Source organism: Commensalibacter oyaizuii (genome assembly GCF_029953265.1).
GTDB lineage: Bacteria > Pseudomonadota > Alphaproteobacteria > Acetobacterales > Acetobacteraceae > Commensalibacter > Commensalibacter oyaizuii.
In genome coordinates this window covers 2,312,191-2,327,698 of the sequence record NZ_JASBAO010000001.1, presented here as the reverse complement: position 1 = coordinate 2,327,698, position 15,508 = coordinate 2,312,191, and the positions used below count along the sequence as shown (strand labels likewise).

Genomic DNA, 15,508 nt, shown 5'->3' with positions numbered 1-15,508 from the left:
TTACTGATTGACGAACGTAATTTTATCTCAAAACTGTTTATAGATTAAATAAAGATCAAAAGCACTTTTTTATTTAACGTTTCTGTTACGAAATTAATTGATAAGTAGTAAAATCCGTTTCATTCAAAGTTTATCACTGCAAAGAACCAATGCGATTTTACACGGTCAACTTTTTTCTTGGTTTTTATTTTTCACTTTTAGAATGAAAAAGGCTATAGAAATGCAAATTTCTATAGCCTGACAAGAATTAAGATTAAATCCTGTTATTGTGCTTTAATTTGTATATCTAATTGCTTTGCAACCTGATTGCTATTTGCACCCATCATGCTGATAAAAGGCACAGCGGAAGGTGGATTAATATTAATCAATAAAGCTTTTTGTGGGTCTTGAACAATTTCGATAGCAGCTTGACATAATTGTTGAAGCACAACATCAGAGCTTTTTGCCTCTGCTCTTAATTTAATTTCTGAGATGATCCCTTCTTTTACCTGATCGACAGAAATTCCCCGTTTTTTAGCAGTATAATCAATAAAACGTTGAATAATCCCTTTACTTAATAAATTCATATTGAACCCAACGAATTTTAGATTAGGATTCAACATTAATGTCATAGGATTTTCGGACCCAAAATTAAAGGGGGCAATCATTTTAAAAGTAAGATTTAGCGCACCAAAATCTTTTATAGCAACATTGTCAAACGTATATGTCCATTGGCTGATATCTTTTTGGTATATAACATTCATCATACCAGAGAATTCTAAGGTTTTATAACCCATATCTATCAAGATTTTGACGTCCCTATCCTGATCAGAAAAATTCATTTTCAAATCATTAAGACGATAATTTGCTTTTATATCCCCTTTTGTATCTTGAGTTCCTATCACTTCAAATTTTGATAAATCTATTTTGTTACCCTCAAATCCGAAAGCAACATCAGAAAGATTAGCCGAAGTCGTCATAGCACCAAGTTTTTTCATTTCTTCGACTTGAATATCGGAAAATTGCTTGGAAAAATTGTACAAATTATCCCATTTGATTTGACTTAAATTCTTAAACGTCAAAGCAAGTAATATTTTTCCACTATCAAAAGAACCAACTTTCAAATAATTATCTGGCTTGCCATCAACGTTGTAAATATCAAGCTGATTTAACGTGATATTACCAAGTTGGTTAGTACCGTAATCCTTTATTTGAAATTGCTTTAACCCCATCGACAAATCGTTGGGTGGTTCTGATGCCAATTTAAAATCACCAATATTTAATAATGCAAAATTTACTTGGGATAAAATATTTAAGGTAGCTTTTACTTTGGCTTCTTTTGTTTGATCGCTTTGTAACTCTTGATAACGTGTTTCGATGATTTTAGAAATATCTGCAAGATTTATTTTATAAACTTGGAAATTACCAAGGGTAGCTTGATATTTATGAGTATCATCGGTACTTTTTATATCCTGTTGCTTTAGGATAATATCTGTTTTACGACCAACTCCGAAATCCTTTATTTGAAATTCGCCAAATTTCAAAACTTCATCTTTTGTAGTTGCTTGAAGCTGACCGATATTTAGTAAATCAAACTTTATTTTCGATGGATATAACTTCTCCAGATGCCCATCTTTCACAACCCATGCTCCTGGTTCAGCCTTGAAATTATCAACATCGACGTGGGCAGCACTAAATTGATTTAGATTTTCCTTGTCATGCCCAGATAATGCATTAACAGATAATTTTGATAATGAATGATCAGCACCCAACGTAATATCCACTTGATCAGCATTATAAACAGTCCCATCCTTTTGAGTATATTGGACTTTATCTAGTGTAACCTTTTGAGAAAATACGTTAATTGAGTGATTGGCAAAAGTAAGCGAGCTTCCTGGATTTGCATGCTCAATAATTTTAATTTGTTCTTGAAACTTATGTTCAACTTGCTGAGAAACATAATAATATCCCCCACCCCCAACAGACCCAACAACAACAATTATTCCACCTATTATGACTGCCTTACTCATAAAATCCCCTCCGAAATGTTATTATTCTTTTTTGTTACTCGATATTTTGCATAAGCATACAAAATACTTCCATATCAAAAACGGCATGAATATAGTACATGCCGTTTCTATTAATTGATGTTTTTATCTATAACTAACTATTTTGGTAGTTGTGTTTTAACAGTTGCATTTAAAGCATCAAAGATCTCCTTCGGAGATTTTCGCATCAAGCTTATTGCAGTGACGGGTGCCTTTGGCTGCACGTCGACCATAATCGCAGTCTTAGGATTTGTTAATACATCAATAATTGCTTGATCCCCTTGCTTTTGCAATGGAATAGGCGAATTATTCATGTCTGATTTGAAGTAATCAATCCAAGTTGCCTTTGCTTGTTCAACTGTAACACCTTTTTGTTTAGCACTACTTTCTAAAAGATGCTGCACAAGCCCCTCATTTTGTAATGTTAATTTTAATGAGACCAATGCATACTTGCTGACTATCTCTTGCGGATTATTGGCAGACAGACTTTCAGGGCCATTAAATTTAAAAGATGCTTTAACATTACCAAAATTAGTAACGTTGATATCAAGAGGATCAAAAGACCACTGGCTGGTATCGTGTTTATAATTACCTTCAATACTACCTGATAAATCCAGCGTTTTATAACCAAGCGCATTGATAGGAGCCAGTGCATAATTGGTTTGCGTGTTGATAACCATGCCATTAAATGTAGTACGGCTTTTTAAATCACCGTTACTTTCTTTGCTATTATTTGCTTCAAATTTAGCCAAGGCCCATTTCTTCCCTTGGAGTTGGGCTTCAACACCGTCTATACTGGCAAACTTCGGTTCCCCCGGAGAAGATTTAGGAGGAGTACGATGTTCGATGCTTTGAACCGCATTTGCAAATTGCATACCATCTAACTGTATCTTTCCGATCTTAAGAAAATCACCCTTGTCAGCAGCAGCGATGTTAGCAATGTTAATATTGACTTGTTTTATTAACTGATCAGACTGACGATTTAATCCATAATTTTTGATTTCGAACTGACCAATAGTGCCTGTTGTCTTATCTGGTGCGGTGAAATTAACATCTTGAATATTTAATAAATCAAAACGTGCCTTAGATGGAATAATTTTTTCAATCTTGCCGTCAGCAATAACAATCGCACCTGAATTTAAATCAAAATTATTAACGTCAATCCGACCGATATTGATTGTACCGCCGTCAATCACAGTATGAAATTTTTCGATAACGACTTTGGATAACTTATCTTCAGAATCTGGCGTAAACGCAACGCTTTCGGCGTCATATTCTTGACCCTTTGCATCCTTAAAAACAACTTTGGTTAAGGTTGCGGTTTTGGACAAAACACTAACATTCGAACCAGCATAGGTCAGCGATGCCCCTGGGGCAAGCTTTTCAATTTGCTTAATTCGATTTTGCAATGCTTGTTCTGCTTGTTGAGAGGCGTAATAGTATCCCCCACCCCCTGCAGCAGCAATAACAATAATAATACCTCCAGCGATCGCGGCTTTACTCATTCGTTTTTCCTAATAAATTATTGCGAACAATAAATAATAATATCAATTATATTTGGCATAACATGATAAACAAGTAAATCCAGCAAAAAAATATATTATGTTACTTACAATCTATAATATAAAAAAAATTACACGATCCCCCTTTTTTTACAAATCAATTACCACTATACTGTAAGTGTTGGTTTTCCAACTATGGCAATAAACGGTATATGGAATAAGCGTAGTGGACCCGGGGGCGGTACCCGGCGTCTCCACCATTTATGGGGACGAAATAGGATCGACACGCGTAGTAAAGATATATTTTTTGCTCGGTATTGTACCACCGTTATCGGGCTGTTTTTTACAAATGCCAACGATAATTTCGAGGCACACGCTGTTGCGGCCTAATAAGCCAATGTAACAAGCGCGGTTTGGGGGGCACCGGGCAACAGAAGCCCCTCGCTTGATCTATCTACTTCTATCAAGCTTTAGGTTCTTTCTTAATTTTATATTTCCCCAATTTAGAGATAATTTACGTAATGACACATTCAAATGGATCAAATAATAATGGTTTCGACGGAAATGATGGTAATCCGCCTCAAATCTTGTTACCCTATCAAGAATGGATCGAGACTGCATATCGTCAAGTTATGATCAGTGCAGTGCAGTATATCTCTATTAACGGCTTACCAAATAACCATAGTTTTTATATAACTTTTGAAACAACCTATCCTGGCGTTGACATTCCTGATCGATTAAAAGCCCAATACCCCAATGAAATCACTATTGTATTGCAGCATCAATTTTGGGATTTGATAGTTGACGAAAAAACAAAAATTATTTCGGTAGGTCTTTCTTTTGGTGGGATACCATCAACACTAGTCATTCCATTTGGATCCATTACTAACTTTGCCGATCCTGAAGCAAAACTATCCCTAGGTTTTCGACCATTGCCTGCACCTGTCTCTATAGTTACAGAGGCACCGCCCCATAAAAATGATCCAATACTTCAAAGTCACACTTCAGAGACAAAAGAAGATTCCCAAGTGGTAAGCTTAGATGCTTTTCGTAAAAAGTAATTCGTTTATTGATCACAACATAATGACTCTGAAGAGTAGAATCATTATGTTGTGTAACAACAATAAAACAAGAATAATCTTACATATAAGAAATAATATTGCAATCAAAAACCATACTTAGCACTTTTTCATTAAATTATTTGATAAATTACCAATAAAATAACAATAAATTGTCATCTATATTATCTTAAGCAATAATAACGGCGAATTCATATAAAAAGAAAATGACTTTTTAATCAATTTATAAAAAAGTGATTATATTTAACACTGTCAGTTTTAAATATTTTTACAAAATAAAAGATTATCTTTTTTTTCTAATAGAATATCCTAATAGTCATGAAATTACTTTTCATCTTATTATAAAGGTTCATATTATGTCTGCACGCATTCTTGTTTTATACTATTCTTCCTATGGCCATATTGAAACCATGGCTTATGCCATTGCCAAAGGAATTGAACAAACTGGCGCAAGCGCAGTAGTCAAACGAGTACCAGAATTAGTACCAGAAGAAGCTGCCCGCCGGCACAACTTTAAAACCGATCAAGCAGCCCCTATCGCAACACCAGATGAATTGGCTGATTACGATGGTATCATCATCGGAACAGGCACGCGTTTTGGACGTATTTCATCACAAATGGCAAACTTTCTGGATCAAACAGGGGGATTATGGGCAAAAGGTGCATTAATTGGCAAAGTTGGTGGTGTATTCACCAGCACAGGCACACAACATGCAGGCCAAGAGTTAACTTTGATGTCGTTAATCACTAATTTAATGCATTATGGTATGACAATTGCTAGCTTTCCCTTCTCTTTCCCTGGTTTATCAGAAATCAAAGAAATCACGGGTGGAACGCCTTATGGTCCATCAACCATTGCTGGCCCTGATGGATCTCGTGCAGTATCTCAAAATGAATTAGATGGTGCTAAATTTTATGGCAAGCATGTTGCTGAAATTACAAATAAGCTAGTTTCTTAACGCATATTTTTAGGTTTAGAGTAAAATCATATTCTAAACCTAAAAATAAATATTCTATCACACGCTGATCCACATTATTTTTCTAGATTTATTCACGATATTTTTCAATCAATTCAAACCTTGTATATCTGACCTTATACAATAAATTGCAATATTCAAGCCAGCTCTACGTCAAAAAATTAAATGCTTGCCTTTGACTATTTATATAAACTAATGCAATTACATTAAAATTATACGCCATTTTTCCTTCTTCATAAGAAATACTATAATAATATAGCTCCACGATACGTTGATAGCCTGGCAGATCATATTGTTGTAGGATCATCTTCCTACCCCTATTATTATAAAGTTGCTTTTCCTGCGGTATTTTGTCTATATTTGTATAACATTCAATTCCTTATTGCCTTGTAGACGAACAATCTATTATTTCCATCAGTTAACATTATGTAAAAAGCTTTCATTATAAATTTAAAATGGAATGCAGGATATTCTTTATTATGTCGTACCAAAAGTCGCATCAATTTGAGAATTTAAAACAAATTGCAGAATATTACAAAGAAAAGGGTAATTTTGAATTATTCTCTGAATATTGCCATTATCAAGAAATTGGCTTAAGAAAAATTTCATTGCAAAAAATTAATAAATTTGTTGAGAACTGTGAAGCGCTGCCTTTTGAAGATCAAAAGAAAATTGCACTTGAATTACTTCCATTACTTTATCATCACACAGAAATATACACGCTGCCGAATTATCGTTTAACAAAATATCTTCTACAATTTTTACAAGAGTGGGAAAAATTAAGCGAACCATCTGCTATCATTTATCAATGGCTTGGATTTTTAGCGCAAGATGTAAGTTATTACCAAAAAGGATTTGCAATAGATTCAAACAATCAAGTTTGCCTCAACGCAATCATCAACTTTTATCTTGAACGATTATATTTCTCGACACATCATCTGAATGAGTCTTTTTTTATCGGGGATTTAAACGATTCATTTGAAATCCTAGACATTCTTGCAGGACTTATCCCTCAAATTACATGCGAAACAGATCAACAAGCTTATATGCAAGAGTTTAAAACATATTTTGAGTTAATCCATGCTTGGAAAAAATATAGCAATCAAAAATTAACAATCCCATTTTATGATTGGTATAATCAACAAACTGAATACTGCGAAAACCCTTTAAAAAAAGGAAATCATTTTTATTATCATTCAAAAAAACCTTAATAATATGATTTATTTGAAACTTGTATCAAGCAACCATTATGAAAAAATTCCTCTTAACCTTCACGGTTTTACTTCTTCCTGTAACAGCTAACGCACAAATATCCTCAAAACAGATGTCTGCACAAAATGCTCAAAAAGTTATCAATCGATATGCACCGATTGTGTGTCAAAAAGGATTAAACGGGCTGATTAAGGATGTGCAAAAATGCTATAAAAAAACAAATATCAATAGTGCTGATATTGAGGTTTGTGTTGCTGGAGACATAATTTTAATAATGGCAAAGGATGGTCGCCAACTCCCTCCTGAACTTGACAAATCATTTATTAATGAACGCGCTTTTGAGGAACGGATTAAGAAGGTTGCTGACTCTTCTTATTTCTTTGGTGGACAGCCTGCGCAATATGCCACCGACAAAGGGGTTGGATTGCTCTATTATATTGGCGATGGTCTGGCACCTTATATTGACGATCGTAATCCATTACAAAGTCTCGCAAAACATTGTCAGAAATAAGATCGCTCTTGATTAATTCTTGTCGTTCGTTATCTATAGGCATAGTAACTCTCCGCCAGATGACAATGGATGATTTAGAATGACTGACCAAACGGCTGATTTTGATTTTGACTTACCAGAGCACTCTATTGCGCATCACCCTATGCGCCCCAAAGATCTGGCTAAGTTACTTTACATTCCTGCTCAGCATAATCTAGAAGACAAAATCATCCGTGATCTACCCTCTTTTTTTCGCGAAGGCGATATACTGGTTGCGAATGATACCAAAGTCATTCACGCAAAATTATCCGCCATGCGCGGTGCAGCCCATATTGGTATTACGTTGGATCGCCCGATGGGCGATGGTCGTTGGCATGTTTTGATTAAAAATAGCAGAAGATTAAAAGTCGGTGATAAGCTAGATTTCCCTGATGGTAATGTCTACGCAACGGTTGATGAGCTGGAAACCGGTGGTAGTGGCTTTATTCGTTTCAGCGTCGAAGGGGATACCTTTGATGAATGGTTGCGCAATATTGGTCAACTTGCCCTGCCCCCTTATATTGAACGTCCGCAAGGACCAACGGAACAAGATGAAAAAGATTACCATACCATATTCTCTCATCACCCTGGTGCAGTGGCAGCACCAACAGCTGGGTTACATTTTACCGATGAACTATTAACAGAGCTTGATCAAATTGGCGTTGAGCGATTAACATTAACCCTGCATGTGGGTGCTGGCACGTTTTTACCTGTGCGTAGTGATAATATTAACGATCATCACATGCATGCAGAATATGGCATTATTACCCCAGAAGTTGCCAAACGCTTAAATCAAGCCAAAGCAGAAAAACGCCGTATTATTGCTGTTGGCACGACCTCTTTGCGTTTATTGGAAAGTGCTGTTGATGAACATGGAATTATTCATCCATTTCACAAAGAAACCTCAATCTTTATTCTTCCAGGCTATCAATTCAAAGCGGTTGATATGCTGATGACCAATTTTCATTTACCCAGATCGACATTGTTTATGTTGGTCTGTGCCTTTGGAGGAACAGAAAAATTGCGACATGCTTATCAACATGCCATTCAAAGTGGATATCGTTTTTATTCCTATGGAGATGCTTGTTTGATTGAAGGTCAGTCTATGTAAAAGAAATTATTGTAATTTATCAAGATCAAGACAATTTTCTTTCATCAAAATTTTCACTGTTTTTATTACTGCTGTTAAACCTGCATTTTTTACATCATTTGATTCTACCAAGTTACTCATAAAATTAGGGTGTTTTGACGCTCTCATTGCTATACTTTTTGTTTGTATAAAATCTAAACTACTATATGGATCTGTTTGATAATTATTGATATATTGCTGTTGCTTTTTTTTAATTGTAACCACAACAGCCAGATCCTCTATCACACACTGATTCATATTATATTTTTCACTATCTTCATCTACTTTCGCATAACATCCCTCAACGATCTGAATTGCTTGCTTCAGATCATTCGCACAAAAAGCAGGTTTTAATTCATCCGCAGCTGCTTGAATGACTTGATCGCCACCAGATTGAGCGTGGGCTGTGGATGGGAGCAATACCAGTGATAAAGCCACAATAATTTTTTTCATTTTATTCTTTTCTATATTTTGTATATACACTCATTACATTACTAATTTTGGTGAATTTTATCAATATAATGTAATTATAGCATCTATCACACGTCTGATATAATTATGATTGTTCCTATGACAATATATGTTTGACCAAAGGACGTCTGTATAAGAAATTATTTTAATTTATTAAGATTCCAACAATTATCTTGCTTCAAAATTTTTGCGATTTTTCCACCTCCCGTTTCACCTACTTGTTTCATTCCTGAGCCCCGTTTAATATCCATAATAAAACTAGGATATTTTGTTATTCTACCAACATAATTTTTCATTTTTGCAAACTCTAAACCAGCATATGGATCAGTCTGAGCTTTATCAAAATATTGTTTTCTCTTTATTATAAATACACTCATCAAAAATATATCTTCCGTCACGCATTGATTGATGTTTTTATGTTCTGGATCTTCATCCACTTTCGCATAACATCTTTCAACAATTTGAATTGCTTGTTTCAAATCATTCGCACAAAATGCAGGCTTTAAATCATATGCTGCATTTTGAATAACTTCATCAGAAATTTGATTTTGCGCATACGCCGCAAAGGGAAACAAAGCTAGTGATAATACAATAAAAATTTTCTTCACTTTATACATCATATTTTTATTCATTAAAGTTATAATTTAATAAATGTCATTCGGATTAAAGCCGTTATCTTTATGTAATGCAAAGGCAATACGCATCGTATCATTATAAAGTTTTATACGCATTATTTCTGATGCCTTATTATTATATGAATATGAATTCTATATTTGACTAACCTCTACTGCACATGCATATTTTTTTATCCTTACAGAGATGCTTGTTTAATAAGGATGCATTTATAATGAAGTAAAGCAAGTTATTTTAAATTATAAAAATCAAAGCAACCTTTTTGTTTTAAAATAGCCGTTACATCCAGACTAACTTTATCATAGATTGCTATTACTTTCATATCATCATCAGCCTCTTGAATTTGATCCAAAAAATTAGGATATTTTGACGTGCGATCACTTATATTCTTGCTATCCATAAATGCTGAATACGGATCTTTATTATAAACATCAAAATATTCTTTTTGTTTGTGATTAATTATATACGCAACAACAATATCCGCAGCAACACATTGATTCATATTGCGATGCTGGCCGTCTCTATCAACTTGAAGATAACATCTTTCAACAATCTGAATGGCTTGTTTTAAATCATTCGCACAAAAAGCAGGTTGTAATTCATCTGCTGCTGCTTGAATAACTTGATCTTCACCAGAAGAAGCATATATCGTTAATGGAAAGAGCATCATTAATAAAACCATTATAAATTTTTTCATTTATGCTCTTTTGTCCTTTATAATTCAATGAATTTCATTCGGATTAAAACAACCACCTTTGTGTAATACAAGGGCAACACGCATTGTGTCATTATAAAGTTTTTTACGCATTATTTCTGATGCTTTATTGTCGTATGAATATGAATTTCTATATTTAATTAATCTCAACTTTACATTATCTGGATTAACAAATTCTATATCTGAATAAGGGTCTGTCTCTCCATTTTTTTCAGCTTTGGTACGTTTCATTTTTACCAATCCACTGGTCATAAAATCCTCCAGAACGCATTGATTGATCTTATCAATTTCTGCATGCCTAGATGCCTTATAACAATCTTGCGTAATCCCAATCGCTTTGCGCAAATCATTATTACATAATGCTGGCTTTAACTCCTCGGCTGCATTTTGAATAATTTCATCTGAAACTTCTGTTTGTGCTTTGGCGGTTAATGGTACAATTACAAGTGATAAAGCAAGAACTATCTTTTTCATTAATTTTCCAAAAATTATATTTTTCAATCAATCATATAATAGAATAAAAAATATAATTTTTATAGAAAACTTTAAATCATACATCTAAATATATCATTAAAATCTAATAATCCAATGCTCCTATTTGATTTACAACCCCGTCATCGCTAAAACAGCGTCGGGATAACGATTACCCTCCACATTAAAACTTTCAACCATCAAACGTATTTTCTGAATTTCTTCTGAGGTCAGTTTCACATCCAATGCGCCGATATTCTCTATTAATCGATGCATTTTTGTAGTTCCAGGGATGGGAACAATCCAAGGTTTTTGCACTAATAACCATGCCAAAGCAATTTGTGCCAATGTTGCTTGTTTTTCATCAGCAATTTGTTGTAGCAATTCGATTAACCCTTGATTTTTCTGCATTGCTTCGGCGGTAAAACATGGAAAAACGCTGCGCAAATCTTTTGGATCAAAAGTAGAATTGGCATTTAAAGTCCCCGTTAGAAATCCTCTGCCTAATGGGCTGAATGGCACCAACCCTATACCCAATTCTGCACATGTTTCCAAAATTCCATCATGTTCCACTTGGCGTGTCCACAAAGAATATTCATTTTGCAAAGCAGAAACAGGTTGCACAGCATGCGCACGCCGAACCGTTTTTGCTGCAGCTTCTGACATACCAAAATATTTAACTTTACCTGCGGCAATTAATGCTTTGACTGTTCCCGCAACCTCTTCAATTGGCACATTAGGATCAACACGATGTTGATAAAGCAAATCGATATAATCTGTTTTTAATCGTTTCAATGAAGCATCCACAACCTGACGAATATGATCTGGATGACTATTAACGCCTTTGATCTGACCGTCAACAATATTAAACCCAAATTTAGTCGCAATCACCACTTGATCGCGAATGGGATGTAATGCCTCACCAACCAATTCTTCATTTTCATACGGACCATAGACTTCGGCGGTATCAAAAAAATTAATTCCTTGATCGGCAACTTGACGAATAAACGTAACAGCATCTAATTTGATGCCACCACTATATCCCCACCCCATACATCCATATCCCAAAGCAGAGGCTTTTAATCCTTGTGTGCCTAATGAACGATAGTGCATACTTGTTTTCCTTATATTTTTAACAACTATACAAAGACTATCATTCTATAGGTAAAAAGATTAGACAAAAAATAAAGATATTATTATGAATAATAATCATCAATATAACTGTAACAATTAAGAAGAAATTTAAATTGCAGAATATTATCCCCTTTATTTAACAATAGATTTTGTCGCATTGATCTTTCTGTCGGCATATAAAACAACATCTTTGATAACCAGTTTTTGAACTGCTGATATCAAGCCTTCCATTATCTCGTAATTAGGTTCATGGTTTAGCGTTGGAAGTGATATTTTGTCATGTTGAATCTTTTTATTACTAATGCTATCACCCCATGAATATTTATGTTTTAAACTCTTGTTGATACAAGTTACTAAATATAACTGATTTAATTTACTCTTTCTTTTATCATCCTTCATATAAAGAACGAGATTATGACTATCATTTGAATAAAAATCTTTTTCTTGATAGGTTACAACGAATGTTTTTCCACCAATAAAAATACAATTCCCTTTATCTAAGTATTTATTATCATAAGAAATATAAGAACTGACGGCATTATTTTCACTACTTGCACATAAGTAAGGCGTTTGACCGCTATTTTCTTTAATATCTCTAGATAAAATATTTCTAGAATTCTTTATAGTGAATAAGTCAATAATATTGTGCTCTTCAAACATAATATTATTAAAATCATCCAAAGCTTTTTGCTCTTCTGTGGTTAGGGTATAATTCTTTAAACCCGTTACAGACAAATAAGCTTCAAGCTCTGCTACCCTTTCAGCTTCTAGCTCTGCTACCCTTTCAGCTTCTAGCTCTGCTACCCTTTCAGCTTCTAGCTCTGCTATAAAATTTTCTATAAAATCAAAATCTATTTTTCCGTTGTCAATAGGAAGTTGGATTTTTTGCGATTTAATAATATTCACATTAAAGCTAGAACTTCCCCAAGAAAACAAACTAAAAGCCCTTATCATTATAGCAATAAAAAAATGAGCATTTTTTTTATTAAATTTTTCAAACTTTGCTTTGAGTATTTTTATTTTATCACCAGTAAAATATGGTTTTTCTTGATAAAATATTGTAGCTGTATCTTGCCCAAAAGAAATTGTATTTGCTTCATTTAAATAAATATCATCTTCGTTTAGAAACCCTTTACTCCCATTATTTGTACCCATTCTTACTACATATGGATGTTTTCCATCTTTCAAAACAGATACTTTATTTGCATCAAACCGTTTTTTTGATGTTTGTACCTCAAACAAATCCCCAATTTTATACTCGCCCCACTTAACTTTTTTTAATTTCTCGTTAAGTGGGGATTCTACTTTCCCAAGGGTTTATTATTTCTCAGTAAATTACTGACCTCCCACGCCAAATAATCACTAACTGTTTTTTTGAAATCCTCCAAGGTTGGTTTTGTATCAATAGGTGCCGTTTGATTCCAATCTGCTCCGTTCGTTAGATCTATATGCCCTTCATAATATTCTGAATCAGTAAATAGTTTTAATTTACTTTTACCAAAACGCACCAAACTTACCAACTATTCATATCTGCCTTTGGCGTTATCCGTATCTTTTAAATTATTACTGGCTTTTTTACGATTGGTTCGTGTATATCCATCATTTGAAAAGTCAATAAATTTTACAATTTCGTCTTTCTCATGCTTTTCCCCTACTTTAAACACATAAACATAGGTCTGAACGCTGGACTTTCCAATAAATAAATCAATTGGCATTTTTATACTTGCCAACAACGTATGTTTTTCTAATATTCTTTTGTTATAGTCTTTGGCTTTGCCAGACCCAGCAGATCCTTGTATAATGATTGCGGCATATCCCCTGTTCATCATCCCCAGGGCTTGCTCTACAAAATTCATCCCATTGCCAGGGGCTGAATAAGGTGGATTTAATATAAAAGCATCCGCTGGAAAATTTTGAGACGTATCTCCAAAGCCATATTTCCCTGTAAAATCCACCAATGAATCCATATTTAAGATATTAGAACTGCCATCTCCCATTAAAATCATATTTAAGATTGCCAACATGTAAACACTGGGAAGCAATTCTATACCCAGCAATTGTTCAGCTTTGATCTTTATTTCTTTTTGATATAACGCATCAGGAGAGGTAATCGTTGCCCTTGCATCATTAAGCATTTCGTTCATGGCAGCCACCAACAAACCTGCCGAACCTGTGGCGAAATCCCAAACATAAGAATCTTTATTAACTCTTGTCAATTTCACTAATAGCGAAGCAACATAAGAGGGGGTAAGCACAACATCATTTAACTTATCTTGGGAGAAACCAAGCCAACTGTACATTTCATTAAACAGTTTTCCTGTAAAATCAGTGGTTAGGTTAATTTTGTAATAAATCCCTAAATCATCAATGATTTTAGTAAAAACACGTTTAAGTTGGCTTTCTCCATCTCCATTGGTAACCTTATTAAGATTTTCAGCAAGCAATACATTTTCAAACGCTCTATTAATAAAGTCTTTTTTTTCTTGTGGGATATGTTTTTCATTTAAAAATGATTTAATCTTTCTGACAATAATATCCCCATCACGGTAACCTTGTTCGTCTGATGATTTTAACTCTGATTTTTCAAGAGGTCTGACTTTGCCAGGGATACCAAGGGTTGCAATAATCGTCGCTGCAACAAGATAGACACGATCACTTTCTCCTAATCCTTTTTCATTTTTATAAATATCATTATTCAGCTTAACTAAACTGGCATCTATCTCTCTTTCACGTTGCTCTTTAAGTTTATTAATTTCCTCTGGCGATAGATTTAACGTTTTAATTTTTTCTATAAAGCTCTGAAAATTTTTCTTGGATAAAAAAGAAAAATCAGAATATTCACCTACTTTTTGTCCAATACCAAAATTAGATTTTGAAACATAGTAAACACCAATTTCATGAACAATTTTATTCCGTTCATCCTTATATCCTGTCATTCCAATCGCTATAATATCTGTATAACTGGTATGATGTAACAATGCGTTTGCATAATGAACAGCACCATTGACGGCATATGAATTAATATTTCCAAAAAGCTGTTCGTTTTTCGCATTTTTATTAGCAACTTGATTCTGGCTATCTAGTTTTACTAGCTTATCTTTATATCCTTTATATTCAATTAATATTGGATAATAATTCAATTGTTCATCTTGCAATAATAGCTTAGTATCTGGACGATTAGCGCCAACGCCACCTCTTTTAGAATGATAATCATTTAAAGCATTATCTATTTCAGCATTTAAAGATTCTTGCTCTAACCTATAAGGCAAATTATAGGATTTAAGCCAACCATTCCCTAGTTCTGCAATATTGGGTTCTATAGATTTTTTATTTTTTGTGTTCATCTTATTGTGTTATTCTAATTTCTTTAAATAATTGAATAAAAAATATTTTTAAGCTATTATAATTAGATGTGTTCCATAATTATCGTTGATTATTAATATAATATAACGATTTGAAAAATTTACACAAGTTCAGTAAATAATTGCCTAAATTTACCATTTCCATAACTTTGTTATTTCATTAGAAGTATCCTTTAATAATAGAATCCTCATCTAATAATATATAAAATTATATTTCTTTTCAGCGTATAAATTTATATAAAGAACCTTATCCATTTAATTTTATTT

At 33.7% G+C, this 15,508-nt stretch carries 15 protein-coding genes, 1 other RNA gene and 1 pseudogene; 6 read left to right on the top strand and 11 right to left on the bottom strand.

Annotation, left to right across the window (positions count from 1 at the left end):
• Positions 1-263: 263 nt before the first annotated feature.
• The gene (locus tag QJV27_RS10695) at positions 264-2,009 is read right to left on the bottom strand and encodes a hypothetical protein (RefSeq protein ID WP_281448913.1); all 1,746 of its coding nucleotides are present in this window, start codon (positions 2,007-2,009) and stop codon (positions 264-266) included.
• A gap of 137 nt (positions 2,010-2,146) precedes the next feature.
• Complete coding sequence (locus tag QJV27_RS10690; RefSeq protein ID WP_281448912.1) at positions 2,147-3,532, bottom strand: DUF945 family protein; 1,386 nt, start codon at positions 3,530-3,532, stop codon at positions 2,147-2,149.
• A 138-nt stretch (positions 3,533-3,670) separates the two neighbouring features.
• Between QJV27_RS10690 and ssrA the strand changes: the two genes are divergently transcribed.
• From ssrA to queA, 6 genes are all read left to right on the top strand, one after another.
• Positions 3,671-3,975, top strand: a transfer-messenger RNA (tmRNA) gene (gene ssrA, locus QJV27_RS10685).
• A gap of 75 nt (positions 3,976-4,050) precedes the next feature.
• Positions 4,051-4,590, top strand: coding sequence for an SspB family protein (locus tag QJV27_RS10680; protein ID WP_281448911.1), 540 nt, complete (start codon positions 4,051-4,053; stop codon positions 4,588-4,590).
• A gap of 374 nt (positions 4,591-4,964) precedes the next feature.
• The gene (gene wrbA, locus QJV27_RS10675) at positions 4,965-5,567 is read left to right on the top strand and encodes an NAD(P)H:quinone oxidoreductase (RefSeq protein WP_281448910.1); all 603 of its coding nucleotides are present in this window, start codon (positions 4,965-4,967) and stop codon (positions 5,565-5,567) included.
• 626 nt (positions 5,568-6,193) lie between these two features.
• Positions 6,194-6,796, top strand: a complete 603-nt coding sequence (locus QJV27_RS10670; RefSeq protein ID WP_281448909.1) for a hypothetical protein — start codon at positions 6,194-6,196, stop codon at positions 6,794-6,796.
• Between the two features lie 38 nt (positions 6,797-6,834).
• A complete protein-coding gene (locus tag QJV27_RS10665; protein WP_281448908.1) occupies positions 6,835-7,308 on the top strand; it encodes a hypothetical protein in 474 nt (157 codons plus the stop codon).
• A 79-nt stretch (positions 7,309-7,387) separates the two neighbouring features.
• A complete protein-coding gene (queA, locus tag QJV27_RS10660; RefSeq protein WP_281448907.1) occupies positions 7,388-8,437 on the top strand; it encodes a tRNA preQ1(34) S-adenosylmethionine ribosyltransferase-isomerase QueA in 1,050 nt (349 codons plus the stop codon).
• Between the two features lie 6 nt (positions 8,438-8,443).
• On the opposite strand, the gene QJV27_RS10655 is transcribed toward queA, so the two are convergent.
• From QJV27_RS10655 to QJV27_RS10615, 9 genes and pseudogenes are all read right to left on the bottom strand, one after another.
• Positions 8,444-8,908, bottom strand: coding sequence for a hypothetical protein (locus tag QJV27_RS10655; protein ID WP_281448906.1), 465 nt, complete (start codon positions 8,906-8,908; stop codon positions 8,444-8,446).
• Between the two features lie 158 nt (positions 8,909-9,066).
• Positions 9,067-9,546 carry a hypothetical protein gene (locus tag QJV27_RS10650; protein WP_281448905.1) on the bottom strand — a complete coding sequence of 160 codons (480 nt, stop codon included), beginning with the start codon at positions 9,544-9,546 and terminating at the stop codon, positions 9,067-9,069.
• 242 nt (positions 9,547-9,788) lie between these two features.
• The gene (locus tag QJV27_RS10645) at positions 9,789-10,256 is read right to left on the bottom strand and encodes a hypothetical protein (protein WP_281448904.1); all 468 of its coding nucleotides are present in this window, start codon (positions 10,254-10,256) and stop codon (positions 9,789-9,791) included.
• Between the two features lie 24 nt (positions 10,257-10,280).
• Positions 10,281-10,748 (bottom strand): hypothetical protein, encoded by a 468-nt coding sequence (locus tag QJV27_RS10640; RefSeq protein WP_281448903.1) that lies wholly within the window; start codon positions 10,746-10,748, stop codon positions 10,281-10,283.
• A 129-nt stretch (positions 10,749-10,877) separates the two neighbouring features.
• On the bottom strand, positions 10,878-11,858 hold the full coding sequence (locus QJV27_RS10635; protein ID WP_281448902.1) for an aldo/keto reductase: 981 nt from the start codon (positions 11,856-11,858) through the stop codon (positions 10,878-10,880).
• Positions 11,859-12,011: 153 nt separating this feature from the next.
• Positions 12,012-12,539 (bottom strand): restriction endonuclease subunit S, encoded by a 528-nt coding sequence (locus tag QJV27_RS10630; RefSeq protein ID WP_281449012.1) that lies wholly within the window; start codon positions 12,537-12,539, stop codon positions 12,012-12,014.
• Positions 12,540-12,680: 141 nt separating this feature from the next.
• Positions 12,681-13,139, bottom strand: a pseudogene (locus QJV27_RS10625) (restriction endonuclease subunit S); the annotation flags it as partial.
• Positions 13,140-13,180: 41 nt separating this feature from the next.
• Positions 13,181-13,387, bottom strand: a complete 207-nt coding sequence (locus tag QJV27_RS10620) for a hypothetical protein (protein WP_281448901.1) — start codon at positions 13,385-13,387, stop codon at positions 13,181-13,183.
• Between the two features lie 12 nt (positions 13,388-13,399).
• Complete coding sequence (locus QJV27_RS10615) at positions 13,400-15,223, bottom strand: HsdM family class I SAM-dependent methyltransferase (RefSeq protein WP_281448900.1); 1,824 nt, start codon at positions 15,221-15,223, stop codon at positions 13,400-13,402.
• Positions 15,224-15,508 lie beyond the last annotated feature (285 nt).